The sequence below is a fragment of the Morganella sp. HSTU-ASny43 genome (assembly GCF_022819185.1).
GTDB classification, from domain to species: Bacteria; Pseudomonadota; Gammaproteobacteria; order Enterobacterales; family Enterobacteriaceae; genus Morganella; species Morganella morganii.
This window is the reverse complement of the sequence record NZ_WSPG01000005.1, coordinates 74,252-90,362: the sequence shown is the minus strand read 5'-3', so window position 1 is coordinate 90,362 and position 16,111 is coordinate 74,252. Positions and strand designations below refer to the sequence as shown.

Below are 16,111 nucleotides of genomic sequence, written 5' to 3'. Positions count from 1 at the left end.
GTCATCGGAAACTGAAACTCAGTTGAATCCCCTTTAACGCTGCGGATGTCCGGTACCGTCAGGAAATATTCCGGGTGACGGGTGAGCGAAAAATTTTTTCTTGAAAAGTGAAAATTGAACCTCATATACATCGGTAGCGTAAGACGAACAGAATTATTCGGAGGCCTTTAGATGGGTAAAATTATTGGTATCGACTTAGGTACAACCAACTCTTGTGTTGCTGTAATGGATGGTAATCAGGCACGTGTCCTGGAGAACGCAGAAGGCGACCGCACAACGCCGTCAATCATTGCGTATACACAGGATGGTGAAATCCTGGTCGGTCAGCCGGCAAAACGTCAGGCTGTTACCAACCCGCAGAACACACTGTTTGCAATCAAACGTCTGATTGGTCGTCGTTTTGACGATGAAGAAGTGCGCCGCGATATGAACATCATGCCGTACAAAATTGTCAGCTCTGATAACGGCGACGCATGGGTGGAAGCAAAAGGCCAGAAAATGGCACCACCACAGGTTTCTGCTGAAGTCCTGAAAAAAATGAAGAAAACCGCTGAAGATTATCTCGGCGAGCCGGTAACCGAAGCGGTTATCACCGTACCTGCTTACTTTAACGATGCTCAGCGTCAGGCAACCAAAGACGCCGGCCGTATCGCAGGTCTGGATGTAAAACGTATTATCAACGAACCGACTGCAGCGGCACTGGCTTACGGCCTGGATCGCGAAGTGGGTAACCGTACTATCGCGGTCTTCGACCTCGGTGGTGGTACTTTCGATATCTCCATCATCGAAATCGATGAAGTTGACGGCGAAAAAACCTATGAAGTGCTGGCAACGAACGGCGACACCCACTTAGGTGGTGAAGACTTCGACAGCCGCATGATCAACTATCTGGTTGAAGAATTTAAGAAAGAACAGGGTATCGATCTGCGTAACGACCCGCTGGCAATGCAGCGTCTGAAAGAAGCTGCCGAGAAAGCGAAAATTGAGCTTTCTTCTGCACAGCAGACTGACGTTAACCTGCCGTACATCACGGCGGACGCGACCGGTCCTAAACATATGAACATCAAAGTGACCCGTGCGAAACTGGAATCACTGGTTGAAGATCTGGTTAAACGCTCTATGGATCCGGTTAAAGTTGCATTACAGGATGCCGGTCTGTCAGTGAATGATATCAATGATGTCATCCTGGTAGGTGGTCAGACCCGTATGCCGCTGGTTCAGAAAACCGTTGCTGATTTCTTCGGTAAAGAGCCGCGTAAAGATGTGAACCCGGACGAAGCTGTGGCTGTTGGTGCTGCGGTTCAGGGCGGTGTGTTAGGTGGTGATGTTAAAGACGTGCTGCTGCTGGACGTTACCCCGCTGTCTCTGGGTATCGAAACCATGGGCGGCGTGATGACTCCGCTGATTGCGAAGAACACCACTATCCCGACCAAACACAGCCAGGTGTTCTCCACAGCGGAAGACAACCAGTCTGCGGTAACTATCCATGTTCTGCAGGGTGAGCGTAAACGTTCCGGTGACAACAAATCACTGGGTCAGTTTAACCTGGATGGTATTCAGGCTGCTCCGCGCGGTATGCCGCAGATCGAAGTTACTTTTGACATCGATGCCGACGGTATCCTGCATGTGTCCGCGAAAGACAAAAACAGCGGCCGTGAGCAGAACATCACCATCAAGGCATCTTCCGGTCTGAACGAGGAAGAGATCCAGAAAATGGTACGTGATGCGGAAGCCAACGCTGAAGCTGACCGTAAGTTCGAAGAGCTGGTACAGGTCCGTAACCAGGCAGATCAGCTGGTTCACGCTACCCGTAAACAGATCGAAGAAGCGGGCGACAAACTGCCGGGCGACGATAAAGTGAAAATCGAGCAGGCGGTGAGTGAGCTGGAAATCGCAGCGAAAGGCGAAGATAAAGCCGCTATCGAAGAGAAAACGAAAGCGCTGATCGACGCTTCTGCCAAACTGATGGAAATTGCCCAGCAGCAGGCGCAGGCAGGTACAGCAGGTGCTGATGCCGCGCAGGATGCAGGTAAAAATGATGATGTTGTCGATGCTGAATTTGAAGAAGTTGACGACAGCAAAGACAAAAAATAAGGCCCTTAGCGGGCGCGGTGATGACTGTTATTAATCACTGAAAACCGGCACGGGCGTTGAGGAAACTCTGCGCCCGTGTGCTTGTGTTAAGGGACAAAACGGATGGCAAAAAAAGATTACTACGAGGTGTTGGGCGTCTCGAAATCTGCGGATGACAAAGAGATTAAAAAAGCCTACAAACGCCTTGCGATGAAATATCACCCTGACCGTAATCAGGGCGATAAAGACGCGGAAGATAAATTCAAAGAAGTAAAAGAAGCATACGAGATCCTCACCGACGCACAGAAACGTGCGGCTTATGACCAGTACGGCCACGCGGCATTTGAGCAGGGCGGTATGGGCGGTGGCGGCGGATTTGGCGGCGGCGGTTTCGGCGGTGCTGATTTCGGTGATATCTTTGGTGACGTCTTCGGTGATATTTTTGGTGGTGGTCGCCGTCAGCAACGCGCGGCACGCGGAGCAGACCTGCGTTACAACATCGAACTGACCCTTGAAGAAGCGGTTCGTGGTGTGACCAAAGAGATCCGTATTCCGACCCTGGAAACCTGTGATAAATGTCACGGCAGCGGGGCGAAAGAAGGTACAGAGCCGCAGGAGTGTCCGACCTGTCACGGTATGGGCCAGGTGCAGATGCGCCAGGGCTTCTTTGCAGTGCAGCAGGCGTGTCCGACCTGTCACGGCCGCGGCAAAATCATCAAAGATCCGTGCAGCAAATGTCATGGTCACGGGCGTGTTGAACGCTATAAGACCCTGTCAGTCAAAATCCCTGCGGGGATGGACAGCGGTGACCGTATCCGTCTGACCGGCGAAGGTGAAGCAGGCGAAATGGGGGCTCCGGCAGGCGATCTGTATGTCGAGGTTCATGTCCGCCAGCACAATATCTTCGAGCGTGACGGCAGCAATCTCTACTGTGAAGTGCCGATTGGCTTTACGGTTGCGGCGCTGGGCGGTGAAATTGAAGTACCGACACTGGACGGGCGCGTTAAGCTGAAAATCCCGGCAGAAACCCAGACCGGCAAGCTGTTCCGCATGAAAGGCAAAGGTGTCAGACCGGCGCGCGGCGGAATGCAGGGTGACCTGATGTGCCGTGTGGTGGTGGAAACCCCGGTGAAACTGAGCGAAAAACAGAAAGAACTGTTACGTGAGTTCGGTGAATCTGTGGATGGCCAGAGCGGTCACAACAACACCCCGAAAGCAAAACGCTTCTTTGACGGTGTGAAAAAATTCTTTGATGACCTGACCAAATAAGCCATTGTCAGATATGTATATAACCGGCCGGGATAATTTTCCCGGCCGGTTTTTTTGTGTGTTTTGTAAAAGTTGTTTTATCTGAACGCGTTATTGTTTTTGCTCTGATTATCAACAGGGATTAACGCGATGAATACTATCGGATCCGCCATTATTCACGCCGGACTGGTTGCAGTTCAGCCTTCAGTATCTACCGGACACAGCGCCGGTGTTGCGAAAAGCATACCCGTGACACAGGTCTGCAATACCCGGGCCGAGTTTGCCCGGCAGGAGATGACTGCACCTGACGCGGTAAAAGTGAATGTGAAGTCAGGTGAAATAAATCTGCTGATGCTGAACACGCTGTATAACATCAGGGCTGAAACTATCCCCCCATCTTCGTCACAATCACCCCGGCCACAATAATACAGGCGGCCAGAATCCGGGCGGGAGTCAGCTTTTCTTTCAGGAAATACGCGGAGAGCAGCAGTGCGAACAGCACACTGGTCTCCCGTAACGCTGCGACAATCATTATCGGCGCCTGTCCCATGGCCCATATCACAATGCCGTAGCTGAAGATTTGCAGAATACCGCCGGTCAGCCCGGGCTTGCTGTAACGCAGAAAGTCACGGGTGAAATGGTGGCGGTAACGGGCAAAACCCATCACCACCATCACCAGTCCGTTCAGGGCGAACAACCAGAAAATATAAGTCAGTGAGTCTGTGCTGCTGCGGGCACCGAAGCCGTCGGAGAGTGTGTAACAGGCGGTAAAAAAGGCGGTGATCACCGCATAGATCAGCCCGCTGCGGGCGTGCCCGGAGGCTCCGTGTTTCAGCGCGGGAAGGATAACCCCGGTGATGATCAGCAGAATACCGGCTAAAGAGAGCCACGGCAGGTGCTCACCAAACAGAAGTACCGCAAACAGGGTCGTCAGCAGCGGGGCACAACCCCGGGAAACCGGGTAAATCTGGCTGAGATCGCCCTTTGAATACGCTTTACTCAGACAAATGGCATAACCGATGTGAAAGAGGGCAGACAGCAGCAGCCACTTTACCGCTGCTGCATCCGGTAAGCCGAGCCAAAACAGGGCGGGAACAGAGACCACGCCGGACCAGATGGTCATCACCGCGATACCCAGAAAGCGATCCTGTCCGAATTTAATCACCGCATTCCAGGATGCATGGAAGAAGGCAGCAAACAGTACAGCAATAAACAGCGTGGCGGACATGGGATAACCTGTTTTATTCAGTGAGCGGTGGCAACGGCAACAGAATATCCGCCGGTATGAGGGATCATACGATACACTTCACAGAAACTAAAATGTTAATATATAGTTAATTTCAGAGTGTTTATCAGGAAATTCTGTGATTAAAACCCTTATTGATCAGGAATTATCGAGTTATTATTGCTGAATAATCTGCTTTTTTCGAGTTAATTGTTTGCATATTATTAACGCCGACAGTCTTAAAGGAGTTAACCCATGACCGCAATTATCCGACAGTTCTTAAAACTCGAAGCCGCAGGCGGCATACTGCTGATTATCGCCGCGCTGATCGCGCTGGTAATGGCGAATACGCCGTTGTCGGCGTTGTATCAGTCGTTTCTTGATATTCCTGTTGCTGTAAAATTTGCGGCACTGGAAATTGATAAGCCCTTGTTATTATGGATTAATGACGCTCTGATGGCGATATTTTTCCTGGTCGTCGGGCTTGAAGTAAAAAGGGAGCTGATGACCGGCTCTCTGGCCGGGCGCGACAAAGCGATGTTTCCGGCAATTGCCGCACTCGGCGGTATGATAGCCCCGGCGCTGGTCTATCTGCTGTTTAACGGCGGGGATGCCGCTGCTGCACAGGGCTGGGCGATTCCGGCCGCAACCGATATTGCCTTTGCCCTCGGCGTAATGGCACTGCTGGGTAAAAGAGTACCGACAGAGCTGAAAGTCTTTCTGCTGGCACTGGCGATTATTGATGACCTCGGGGTTATCGTGATTATCGCGCTGTTTTACACCAAAACCGTTTCACTGACAGCGCTGCTGCTGGCGGCACTGATGGTGGTGGTATTGTGTGTGATGAACTGGCGTAATGTCAGCAACACCGCTGCGTATATGATTGCGGGGCTGATATTGTGGGTGTGTATTCTGAAATCCGGCGTGCACGCAACTCTGGCCGGAGTGATCGTCGGGTTCCTGATCCCGCTGCGCAGTAAAGATGGTGAGCACTCACCGTCAGAGGAGCTGGAGCATGTGCTGCATCCGTGGGTGGCGTTTCTGATCCTGCCGCTGTTTGCCTTTGCCAATGCCGGTGTCAGTGTTCAGGGAATTTCCTTTGATGCACTGATGGGCACACTGCCGCTGGGGATCCTGCTCGGTCTGTTTGTCGGTAAACCGCTGGGGATTTTCACCGCATGTCTGATTTCGGTAAAACTGGGCTTTGCAAAACTGCCGGAGAGGATTACTCTTAACCAGATATTCGCTGTATCGGTGTTATGCGGGATCGGTTTTACAATGTCTATCTTTATCGCGGGACTGGCATTTACCGGGCTTCCGGAAGCATTTAACACCTACTCCAAGCTGGGAATTCTGATTGGTTCCACCATGGCGGCAGTTACCGGGTTGTTCCTGCTCCATTCCGTGTTACCGAAGAAAACAGTCCGGCAGTAATCCGTTATTCACCGGCCTCCGCGGCCGGTGAATACAACAGAATTTCCGAGTTAATCATCAAAAAAAGATAAGGTATGTACCGGGAAAAACTATGCGAGTCTCCCATTTAAACTACAATCACCTCTATTATTTCTGGCACGTCTGCAAAGAAGGTTCGGTGGTGGGGGCGGCAGAAGCGCTCTATCTCACCCCGCAAACCATTACCGGCCAAATCAAGGCGCTGGAAGAGCGTCTGGACGGTAAGCTGTTCAAACGTCAGGGACGCGGCCTGGTGCCGTCAGAGCTGGGTCAGCTGGTGTTCCGCTATGCGGACAAAATGTTTATGCTGAGCCAGGAAATGCTGGATATTGTCACTTACAGCCGCGAATCCAATCTGTTGTTTGATGTCGGGGTTGCGGACGCACTGTCAAAACGTCTGGTCAGCAAAGTGCTGGAAACGGCGGTGATGGAGCATGAGCAAATCCATCTGCGCTGTTTTGAATCCACTCACGAAATGCTGCTGGAGCAGCTCAGCCAGCACAAACTGGATATGATCCTCTCTGACTGCCCGGTGGATTCCACCCAGCAGGAAGGGCTGTTTTCCGTGAAGCTCGGGGAATGCAGTATGAGTTTCTACTGCCGCCAGCCCGCGCCGCAGAAGCCGTTCCCGGAATGCCTGGAAGAGCGCCGCCTTCTGGTGCCCGGCCGCCGCTCGATGCTCGGCCGTCAGTTGCTGACCTGGATCCGCAATAAAAACCTGGAGGTGGAAATCCTGGGTGAATTTGATGATGCGGCACTGATGAAAGCATTTGGTATGTATCACAATGCGATTTTTGTGGCGCCGTCGCTCTACACCAAAGGCATTTTTGCGGACAGTGATGTTGTCGAGCTGGGAACAGTGGATACCATCAAAGAAGAGTATTATGTGATTTTTGCCGAGCGTATGATCCAGCATCCGGCGGTTCAGCGGGTGTGTAACAAGGATTTCTCTGCGTTGTTCAGCGGTTCGCAGTCGGCTGCGGATGCCGGTTTACCGGACTGAGGCAGAAAAAGGACATAAAAAAACCGGCATCAGCCGGTTTTTTTATGTCTGCACAATCAGATTACATTGCTTTGATCTGAGCAGCCAGGTTCGCCTTATGACGGGCAGCCTTGTTCTTATGGATCAGGCCTTTAGCAGCGTGACGATCCACAAGTGGTTGCATGTCATTAAATGCGTTCTGAGCAGCTTCTTTGTCGCCGGCAGCGATAGCAGCGTAAACCTTCTTGATAAAGGTGCGCACCATAGAACGACGGCTAGCGTTATGCTGACGACGTTTTTCAGACTGAATGGCGCGTTTCTTAGCTGATTTGATATTAGCCAAGGTCCAACTCCCAAATATATTCTTCGAGGACAATACAAAGGTGGAGGAATATGCCTGCTCCGCTTTATTTTGTCAATGGATTTGTGCAAATATGCGTCGTTGTACAGCGACGCAAATGTACGTTGTGATGGGCGGGGATTTTATCAGTTTACGCAGCGGGAATACAGCCCTTACACGGAAAAAAGTCACCGGAATGGTAAGATTCTGACGAAAAAAATTATTTTTCACTTTCCGCAGAGGGGGATGCCCCGCTTTTTGTACAGAGAATTCGCGATTCAGCCGCATTAGTGGGTTAACCTGACGCGGCGGACAAGGTATAATCGGACTAATTTTGACTGTATTGAGCCGGCTATGGAGCTAATTCGCGGTACTCACAATATTCGTGCGCGTCACCATGGTTGCGTGCTGACTATCGGTAATTTTGATGGCGTTCATCGCGGACATCAGGCATTACTGTCACATCTGGCGCAGGAAGGAAAACGCCTGGGGCTGCCGTCGGTCGTCATGATCTTCGAGCCGCAGCCGCTGGAATTTTTTGCCCCGGATAAAGCGCCGGCACGCCTGACCCGGCTGCGCGATAAGGTAAAATATCTTGCGCAGTACGGTGTGGACTACTTATTGTGTGTTAAATTCAGCAAACAATTTGCATCACTGACACCGGATGCCTTTATCTCACACCTGCTGGTTGAACAGCTCGGGGTGAAATTTCTGGTGGTCGGGGATGATTTTCGTTTCGGAAAAAATCGTCAGGGCGATTTTAACGGGCTGTGTGAGGCAGGGAAACAGTATGGTTTCACGGTCCGCAGCACGGAAAGTTTTTGTGATAACGGCAAACGGATCAGCAGCACGGCCATCCGCCGTGCGCTGGAAAATGACGATCTGGCACTGGCTGAGGCACTGCTCGGGCACCCTTACCGCATCAGCGGGCGCGTGGTGCACGGCAACGAACTCGGGCGCACGATCGGTTTCCCGACTGCCAATATCCCCCTGAAACGTCTGGCCGCACCGGTAAACGGTGTGTACGCTGTGGACGTATACGGCCTCGGGCCGCATCCGCTGCCGGGTGTGGCCAATATCGGCTCCCGCCCGACTGTACAGGGCAAGGGCCAGCAACTGGAAGTTCATCTGATTGATGCGGCAATGGATTTATACGGGCAGCATCCGGATGTGGTACTGCGCAAGAAATTGCGAAATGAACAGCGGTTTGCCTCGCTCGATGAGCTGAAAGCGCAAATCGCGCGGGATGAGATTGCGGCAAGGGAATTTTTACAATCCAACCCCTCGTTATGTGTTTAACGGAATAATATTGGAACTGAGAATCGAATGAGTGACTATAAAAATACCCTGAATCTCCCGGAAACAGGGTTCCCTATGCGCGGGGACTTAGCAAAGCGCGAACCTGATATGCTGAAACGCTGGTACAAAGAAGGTCTGTACCAGGCGATCCGTAAAGCCAAAACCGGTAAAAAAACATTTATCCTGCATGACGGCCCTCCGTATGCAAACGGCAGCATTCACATTGGTCACTCAGTCAATAAAATTCTCAAAGATATTATTATTAAATCCAAAGGCATGGCCGGTTTCGACTCCCCGTATATTCCGGGCTGGGACTGCCACGGCTTACCGATTGAACACAAAGTCGAACAGGTGATTGGCAAGCCGGGTGATAAAGTCACACCGGCTGAGTTCCGTGCCGCCTGCCGTGAATACGCAAAAGAGCAGATTGAAGGCCAGAAGGAAGACTTTATCCGTCTGGGCGTGCTGGGTGACTGGGATCATCCGTACCTGACCATGGACTTCAAAACCGAAGCTCATATTATCCGCGCACTGGCAAAAGTGATTGCCAACGGCCATCTGGTCAAAGGGGCAAAACCGGTTCACTGGTGTACCTCCTGTGCCTCTTCCCTGGCGGAAGCGGAAGTGGAATATTACGACAAAACCTCCCCGTCCATTGACGTGCGTTTCACCGCTGCGGACGCGGATGCGGTTTACAGCAAATTCGGCGTGAAAAATGACGGGCTGCCGGTTTCTCTGGTTATCTGGACCACCACCCCGTGGACTTTACCGGCGAACCGCGCGATTTCCCTGAACCCGGAATTTGATTATCAGTTAGTCCGCGTGAACGACGAACGCCTGATTCTGGCCGCTGACCTGGTGGAAAGCGTGATGAAACGCGCCGGTATCACCAGCTGGACTGTTGAAGCGGGCTGCAAAGGCAGCGACCTGGAACTGCTGCGGTTTAATCATCCGTTTATGGGCTTTGATGTTCCGGCTATCCTCGGCGATCACGTCACCCTGGATGCGGGTACCGGTGCTGTGCATACTGCGCCGGGCCACGGTCCTGACGACTATGTGATCGGTCAGAAATACGGTCTGGAAACCGCCAACCCGGTCGGGCCGAACGGCTGTTATGTCAGCGGTACCTATCCGTCACTGGATGGTGTGTTTGTGCTGAAAGCCAATGACATCATTCTGGAACTGCTGAAAGAGAAAGGCGCACTGCTGCACAGTGAAAATATTTCGCACAGCTATCCGTGCTGCTGGCGTCACAAAACGCCGGTCATTTTCCGTGCCACACCACAGTGGTTTATCGGGATGGATGTGAACGGTCTGCGTCCGCAGTCTCTGAATGAAATCAAAGGCGTGAAGTGGATCCCGGGCTGGGGCGAAGCGCGTATCACCGCGATGGTGGAAAACCGTCCGGACTGGTGTATCTCCCGTCAGCGCACCTGGGGCACACCGATGTCTCTGTTTGTCCATAAAGAGACCCAGGAACTGCATCCGCGTACCCTGGAACTGATGGAAGACGTCGCCAAACGTGTGGAAGAGCACGGTATTCAGGCATGGTGGGATCTCGATCCGCGCGACCTGCTGGGTGATGATGCCGATATCTATGAAAAAGTACCGGATACCCTGGATGTCTGGTTTGACTCCGGATCCACCCACTTTGCTGTTGTCGATGCCCGTCCGGAGTTCCATGGCAATTCTGCGGACATGTATCTGGAAGGTTCTGACCAGCACCGCGGCTGGTTTATGTCCTCACTGATGCTGTCCACCGCGATGAAAGGCAAAGCGCCTTACCGCGAAGTACTGACTCACGGCTTTACCGTCGATGGTCAGGGACGCAAAATGTCCAAATCGCTGGGCAACACCATCAGCCCGCAGGATGTGATGAACAAACTCGGCGCGGATATCCTGCGTCTGTGGGTTGCTTCTACTGACTACTCCGGTGAAATTGCGGTTTCGGATGAAATCCTGAAACGTTCTGCAGATTCTTACCGTCGTATCCGTAACACCGCGCGTTTCCTGCTGGCGAACCTCAATGGTTTCAACCCGGAAACCGATATGGTGAAACCGGAAGAGATGATTGTGGCAGACCGCTGGGCTGTCGGCCGCGCGCTGGCGGCACAGGCTGATATCCTGAAATCCTATGAAGCCTATGATTTCCATGAAGTGGTACAGCGTCTGATGCAGTTCTGCTCGGTGGAAATGGGTTCTTTCTACCTGGATATCATCAAAGATCGTCAGTACACCGCGAAAAGCGATGGCCTGGCGCGCCGCAGCTGTCAGACCGCACTGTTCCACATCGCGGAAGCTCTGGTTCGCTGGATGGCGCCGATCATGTCCTTCACTGCCGATGAAATCTGGAATGTGATGCCGGGCAAACGTCCGCAGTACGTCTTCACTGAAGAGTGGTATGACGGCCTGTTCGGGCTGAATGCACAGGACAGCATGAACGATGATTACTGGGCAACGCTGCTGGCGGTGCGTGGTGAAGTCAACAAAGTGCTGGAGCAGGCACGTGCCGACAAACTGATTGGCGGCTCGCTGGAAGCAGCGGTGACTCTGTATGCGGATGATGCCCTGGCGGCACAGCTGAACCGCCTGGGTAATGAACTGCGTTTCGTGCTGCTGACCTCTCAGGCAGATGTGAAACCGCTGTCTGCGGCACCGGAAAGTGCGGTAAACAGTGAGCTGGACGGCCTGCGCATCGGCTTCGGCAAAGCGGAAGGCAGTAAGTGCCCGCGTTGCTGGCATTACGCGACCGACATCGGTCAGGATAGTGAACATCCTGAACTGTGCGGCCGCTGTGTGACTAACGTAGCCGGAAACGGTGAAGAACGTAAGTTTGCCTGATAAATGAAAAAACCACTGTGTTCGACCGGATTACGCTGGCTGTGGCTGGCGGTCCTGGTACTGGTACTGGATGCGATTTCAAAGCAGCTGATTTTAGCCAATTACGGGCTGCATGAATCCACATCTCTGATGCCGTACTTTAATCTGACCTATGTGCGGAATTACGGTGCCGCATTCAGCTTCCTCGCATCTCAGGGCGGCTGGCAGCGCTGGTTCTTCACAGCGGTGGCTATCGGTATCTCCGTGACATTATTAGTGATGATGTACCGTACCAGTGCACGCAATAAACTCAGTAATATTGCCTATGCGCTGATTATCGGCGGGGCGATCGGCAATCTGCTCGATCGCCTGATGCACGGCTTTGTGGTGGATTACATCGACTTCTATGTCGGTGACTGGCACTGGCCGACGTTCAACCTGGCGGACAGCTGGATCATCATCGGGGCGGGGCTTATCATTATTGAAAGCTTTATCCCTGACGGTAAGAAAAGCGACAAACCAGAGAACAAGACATCATCAGACTGATGACCCGAATATCCGCCGCCAGGCGGATATTTTTTATCTGATACAGAGAGTAATAATTATATGCAGGTTGCAGAACATCACAGCGTATTACTGGATTACACCCTGAAACTGTCTGACGGCTCGGTGGCGGATTCCACAGAAGCACAAGGCAAACCGGCGCTGTTCCGCCTTGGTGACGGCAGTTTGTCTGACGCACTGGAGCAGCAATTGCTGGGCTTATCCGCCGGGGATAAAAAAACCTTCACACTGCCCGGTGAGGCGGTGTTCGGCAAGCCGAGCCCGGATCTGATTCAGTTTTTCTCCGCCGCCGATTTCCTGGAAGCGGGTCTGCCGGAAACCGGCACGATCATGCTGTTTACCGCGATGAACGGCAGCGAAATGCCGGGAATTATCAAATCCGTTACTGAAGATTCTGTCGAGGTGGATTTCAACCATCCGCTGTGCGGACAGGATGTGACATTTGATATCAGTGTCCGTGACGTCACTGCATAAGACACAGAGCAATAATTAGCATTACGGTCCGGGGGACGGCTCTGGTATAGTAGCGCGCAAATGTTGAATTTTTGTTTTACTGCCCGTCCGGGCGATGGTTTGGAGGCTGAACGTGCGTATTTTACTGGCTAACCCGCGGGGGTTCTGTGCAGGTGTTGACCGGGCAATCAGTATTGTGGAGCGGGCACTGGAGTTATACGGTGCGCCTATTTACGTCCGTCATGAAGTTGTGCACAACCGCTATGTGGTCAATGATCTGCGTGAGCGCGGTGCGATTTTTATTGAGGAAATCGCTGAAGTACCGGATAACGCCATTCTGATCTTCTCCGCTCACGGTGTCTCACAGGCGATCCGCCAGGAAGCGCGTTCCCGTAATCTCACCATGCTGTTTGATGCCACCTGTCCGCTGGTTACCAAAGTGCATATGGAAGTGGCCCGCGCCAGCCGCAAAGGCAAAGAAGCGATTCTGATCGGCCACGCCGGGCATCCGGAAGTGGAAGGGACGATGGGGCAGTACAACAACCCGGAAGGCGGTATGTATCTGGTGGAATCCCCGGAAGATGTGTGGAAGCTGAACGTCAAAGATGAGGAAAATCTCAGCTTTATGACGCAGACCACACTGTCTGTCGATGATACCTCCGAAGTTATTGATGCGCTGAATGCCCGTTTCCCTAAAATTATCGGGCCGCGTAAAGACGATATCTGCTATGCCACCACCAACCGTCAGGAAGCGGTACGGGATCTGGCGGGTCAGGCGGATCTGGTGCTGGTGGTAGGCTCCAAAAACTCATCAAACTCCAACCGGCTGGCGGAACTGGCGCAGCGGGTCGGAAAACCCTCTTATCTGATTGATTCTGCCGATGACATTAACCCCGACTGGCTGCGTGATGTGGATACTATCGGCCTGACTGCCGGCGCATCCGCGCCGGATGTGCTGGTACAGCAGGTAATCAGCCGTCTTCAGGAACTGGGGGCGGATGAAATCAGTCAGCTGGAAGGGCGTGAGGAAAATATTATCTTTGAAGTCCCGAAAGAGTTACGGGTGGATATCAAAGAAGTCTGACATAGCAAAGCAGAACGCAGGTTCTGCTTTTTTTTGTCTGCAGTCCGGTGAATACAGTTTTACTGATAATCGGCGGGCTGTATTGTGATTTTCTGATGATAGCGGCGGGTAACTGGTAATCCGGCCGGACTGCCGTTAATCTGCTGACATACAGACAGAAAACTGAGGATAACAAATATGGGTAAGTTACGGCTCGCGGTTGCGGGTGCCGGTGGCCGCATGGGACGCCAGCTGATTCAGGCGATTGCACAGAATGATGATATGGTGCTGGGTGCGGCATTTGAGCGCGAAGGCTCCTCACTCACCGGGACTGATGCCGGTGAACTGGCCGGTACCGGCCGCAATGGAGTGATCCTGACGGCTGATCTGAACAGCCAGAAAGACAATTTCGACATCCTGATTGATTTTACCCGCCCGGAAGGCACCCTGGCACATCTGGCGTTCTGTACCGCGAACGGCAGAGGGATGATTATCGGCACCACCGGATTTGATGATGCGGGAAAGGCCGCTATTGCACAGGCTGCGCAGCAAATTCCTGTGGTTTTTGCGGCGAATTTCAGTGTTGGCGTCAATCTGGTGCTGAAACTGCTGGAAAAGGCGGCCAAAGTCATGGGCGACTATACCGATATCGAAATTATTGAAGCGCATCACCGCCACAAAGTGGATGCGCCGTCCGGAACAGCGCTGGCGATGGGAGAATCTATTGCCGGGGCGCTGGGGCGTGACCTGAAGGATTGCGCGGTGTATTGCCGTGAAGGCTATACCGGCGAGCGGGAGCGGAACACTATCGGGTTTGCCACTGTGCGGGCCGGGGACATTGTGGGCGAGCACACAGCGATGTTTGCGGATATCGGCGAGCGTGTTGAAATCAGCCACAAGGCTTCAAGCCGGATGACATTTGCAAATGGCGCGGTTAAGGCAGCAGCCTGGCTGAGTGATAAAAAGAACGGTCTATTCACCATGAAGGATGTGCTTGATCTGGAAAATTTATAATAAAGTATAAATTACAACAGATTGATAAAGCAGTGGTATTTTGATTTATCACTGCTTTAACTATTCTTTTTTTATAATTCTGTATCTGGCCTCTGTTTTTTATCATTATCATCGTTGTTGCTCTCTTTTTTATCGCTTTTTTTGCCTTTCTCACCCCTTTTTCCGGTCGTGAGCCTTTTTTTCAGTCATCTCATCAAAAATTCAGCATAAAGCTGATAATGATACGGTTTTATCTCTGTCAGCCAGCCTGTTTTGATCATGATTAGTAAAAAAATATAAAAAAGTCGATTTTCTCTGGACAACTGCCCGTTCGATCTTTAGAATGCGCCGCAATTTGTCAAAATTTGGTTAAATTTCTATTTTGGCATTGCTTTATAGCCCCAAATCTGAATTAATATGCACTAATTGTGATTTATTATTCCTCCGGAGGGTGTTTTGTTTAAGTCAGCAATCCTGGTTCTGCAAGACGGAACCACATTTCACGGACGCGCCATCGGCGCAGAGGGTGCCGTTACCGGCGAAGTTGTTTTTAATACCTCGATGACGGGGTATCAGGAAATTCTCACCGACCCCTCTTATTCCCGCCAGATAGTCACTCTCACTTATCCCCATATTGGTAATACCGGCACTAACAGTGCTGATGAAGAATCCCCGGATGTTTATGCACAAGGCCTCGTTATCCGCGACCTGCCGCTGACCACCAGTAATTTCCGCAGTGAAGAAAGCCTCTCCGAATACCTGAAACACCGCAACGTCGTGGCTATCGCCGATATTGATACCCGCAAACTGACCCGCTTACTGCGCGAGAAAGGCGCTCAGAACGGCTGCATCATCGCCGGTGAACACCCGGATGCGGCACTGGCGCTGAAAAATGCACAGAGCTTCAGCGGGCTTAACGGGCTGGATCTGGCGAAAGAAGTCACCACCGCGCAGCCATACAGCTGGACACAGGGCTCCTGGACACTGGACAGCGGCTTACCGGCGGATAAAACAGCGGAAGAGCTGCCGTTTCATGTGGTGGCGTATGACTTCGGTGCTAAACGCAATATTCTGCGTATGCTGGTGGATCGCGGCTGCCGCCTGACCGTCGTACCGGCACAGACCCCGGCGGAAGAGGTGCTGAAAATGGCACCGGACGGTATTTTCCTCTCCAACGGCCCGGGTGATCCGGCACCGTGTGATTATGCGATTGAGGCTATCACCCGTTTCCTGGAAACCGATATTCCGTTGTTCGGCATCTGCCTGGGGCACCAGTTACTGGCACTCGCCAGCGGTGCAAAGACCATCAAAATGAAATTTGGTCACCACGGCGGCAACCACCCGGTTAAAGACATTGAAAATAATGTGGTGATGATTACCGCGCAGAACCACGGTTTTGCGGTGGATGAGGCGACGCTGCCCGCGACACTGCGCGTCACGCATAAATCATTGTTTGACGGCACACTGCAGGGTATTCACCGTAATGATAAGCCTGCATTCAGCTTCCAGGGTCACCCTGAAGCCAGCCCGGGCCCGCACGACGCCGCCCCGCTGTTCGACCACTTTATTGAACTGATGAAAAACGCCCGTCACTGATCA

13 protein-coding genes are annotated in these 16,111 nt (G+C 52.3%); 11 read left to right on the top strand and 2 right to left on the bottom strand.

Features of this window, described 5'->3' with window-relative positions; all coding sequences use genetic code 11:
* The first annotated feature begins 171 nt into the window (after positions 1 to 171).
* Both dnaK and dnaJ read left to right on the top strand, forming a co-directional pair.
* Positions 172 to 2,094, top strand: coding sequence for a molecular chaperone DnaK (gene dnaK, locus GN208_RS04145; protein WP_004237123.1), 1,923 nt, complete (start codon positions 172 to 174; stop codon positions 2,092 to 2,094).
* Between the two features lie 102 nt (positions 2,095 to 2,196).
* Entirely contained in the window at positions 2,197 to 3,342 is a 1,146-nt protein-coding gene (dnaJ, locus tag GN208_RS04140) for a molecular chaperone DnaJ (protein ID WP_004237124.1), read from the top strand.
* Positions 3,343 to 3,706: 364 nt separating this feature from the next.
* Here dnaJ and GN208_RS04135 read toward each other — a convergent pair whose 3' ends face one another.
* A complete protein-coding gene (locus tag GN208_RS04135; RefSeq protein ID WP_004237125.1) occupies positions 3,707 to 4,549 on the bottom strand; it encodes a DMT family transporter in 843 nt (280 codons plus the stop codon).
* 252 nt (positions 4,550 to 4,801) lie between these two features.
* On the opposite strand from GN208_RS04135, the gene nhaA reads away from it, so the two are divergent.
* Positions 4,802 to 5,980 carry a Na+/H+ antiporter NhaA gene (gene nhaA / locus GN208_RS04130; RefSeq protein ID WP_004237128.1) on the top strand — a complete coding sequence of 393 codons (1,179 nt, stop codon included), beginning with the start codon at positions 4,802 to 4,804 and terminating at the stop codon, positions 5,978 to 5,980.
* A gap of 91 nt (positions 5,981 to 6,071) precedes the next feature.
* Entirely contained in the window at positions 6,072 to 7,001 is a 930-nt protein-coding gene (gene nhaR / locus GN208_RS04125) for a transcriptional activator NhaR (protein ID WP_004237129.1), read from the top strand.
* 61 nt (positions 7,002 to 7,062) lie between these two features.
* Here nhaR and rpsT read toward each other — a convergent pair whose 3' ends face one another.
* The gene (gene rpsT / locus GN208_RS04120; protein ID WP_015422441.1) at positions 7,063 to 7,323 is read right to left on the bottom strand and encodes a 30S ribosomal protein S20; all 261 of its coding nucleotides are present in this window, start codon (positions 7,321 to 7,323) and stop codon (positions 7,063 to 7,065) included.
* 351 nt (positions 7,324 to 7,674) lie between these two features.
* Here rpsT and ribF point away from each other — a divergent pair, with 351 nt between their 5' ends.
* The 7 genes from ribF (at position 7,675) to carA (ending at position 16,108) form a co-directional block, all read left to right on the top strand.
* On the top strand, positions 7,675 to 8,619 hold the full coding sequence (gene ribF, locus GN208_RS04115) for a bifunctional riboflavin kinase/FAD synthetase (RefSeq protein WP_004237131.1): 945 nt from the start codon (positions 7,675 to 7,677) through the stop codon (positions 8,617 to 8,619).
* Positions 8,620 to 8,646: 27 nt separating this feature from the next.
* Positions 8,647 to 11,460 carry an isoleucine--tRNA ligase gene (gene ileS, locus GN208_RS04110; protein ID WP_015422442.1) on the top strand — a complete coding sequence of 938 codons (2,814 nt, stop codon included), beginning with the start codon at positions 8,647 to 8,649 and terminating at the stop codon, positions 11,458 to 11,460.
* A 3-nt stretch (positions 11,461 to 11,463) separates the two neighbouring features.
* Positions 11,464 to 11,985, top strand: a complete 522-nt coding sequence (lspA, locus tag GN208_RS04105; RefSeq protein ID WP_004237133.1) for a signal peptidase II — start codon at positions 11,464 to 11,466, stop codon at positions 11,983 to 11,985.
* Between the two features lie 60 nt (positions 11,986 to 12,045).
* Positions 12,046 to 12,477, top strand: a complete 432-nt coding sequence (gene fkpB, locus GN208_RS04100) for an FKBP-type peptidyl-prolyl cis-trans isomerase (RefSeq protein WP_004237134.1) — start codon at positions 12,046 to 12,048, stop codon at positions 12,475 to 12,477.
* Positions 12,478 to 12,589: 112 nt separating this feature from the next.
* Positions 12,590 to 13,540: a 4-hydroxy-3-methylbut-2-enyl diphosphate reductase gene (gene ispH / locus GN208_RS04095; protein ID WP_015422443.1), complete on the top strand. Its 951-nt coding sequence runs from the start codon at positions 12,590 to 12,592 to the stop codon at positions 13,538 to 13,540.
* 177 nt (positions 13,541 to 13,717) lie between these two features.
* A complete protein-coding gene (gene dapB, locus GN208_RS04090; protein WP_004237137.1) occupies positions 13,718 to 14,533 on the top strand; it encodes a 4-hydroxy-tetrahydrodipicolinate reductase in 816 nt (271 codons plus the stop codon).
* A gap of 435 nt (positions 14,534 to 14,968) precedes the next feature.
* On the top strand, positions 14,969 to 16,108 hold the full coding sequence (gene carA / locus GN208_RS04085) for a glutamine-hydrolyzing carbamoyl-phosphate synthase small subunit (protein ID WP_004237138.1): 1,140 nt from the start codon (positions 14,969 to 14,971) through the stop codon (positions 16,106 to 16,108).
* The last annotated feature ends 3 nt before the right edge of the window (positions 16,109 to 16,111 follow it).

Coding starts and splice junctions, on each gene's coding strand:
- dnaK (WP_004237123.1), top strand. CDS start 172: ATGGGTAAAATTATTGGTATCGACTTAGGTACAACCAACTCTTGTGTT.
- dnaJ (WP_004237124.1), top strand. CDS start 2,197: ATGGCAAAAAAAGATTACTACGAGGTGTTGGGCGTCTCGAAATCTGCG.
- GN208_RS04135 (WP_004237125.1), bottom strand. CDS start 4,549: ATGTCCGCCACGCTGTTTATTGCTGTACTGTTTGCTGCCTTCTTCCAT.
- nhaA (WP_004237128.1), top strand. CDS start 4,802: ATGACCGCAATTATCCGACAGTTCTTAAAACTCGAAGCCGCAGGCGGC.
- nhaR (WP_004237129.1), top strand. CDS start 6,072: ATGCGAGTCTCCCATTTAAACTACAATCACCTCTATTATTTCTGGCAC.
- ribF (WP_004237131.1), top strand. CDS start 7,675: ATGGAGCTAATTCGCGGTACTCACAATATTCGTGCGCGTCACCATGGT.
- ileS (WP_015422442.1), top strand. CDS start 8,647: ATGAGTGACTATAAAAATACCCTGAATCTCCCGGAAACAGGGTTCCCT.
- lspA (WP_004237133.1), top strand. CDS start 11,464: ATGAAAAAACCACTGTGTTCGACCGGATTACGCTGGCTGTGGCTGGCG.
- fkpB (WP_004237134.1), top strand. CDS start 12,046: ATGCAGGTTGCAGAACATCACAGCGTATTACTGGATTACACCCTGAAA.
- dapB (WP_004237137.1), top strand. CDS start 13,718: ATGGGTAAGTTACGGCTCGCGGTTGCGGGTGCCGGTGGCCGCATGGGA.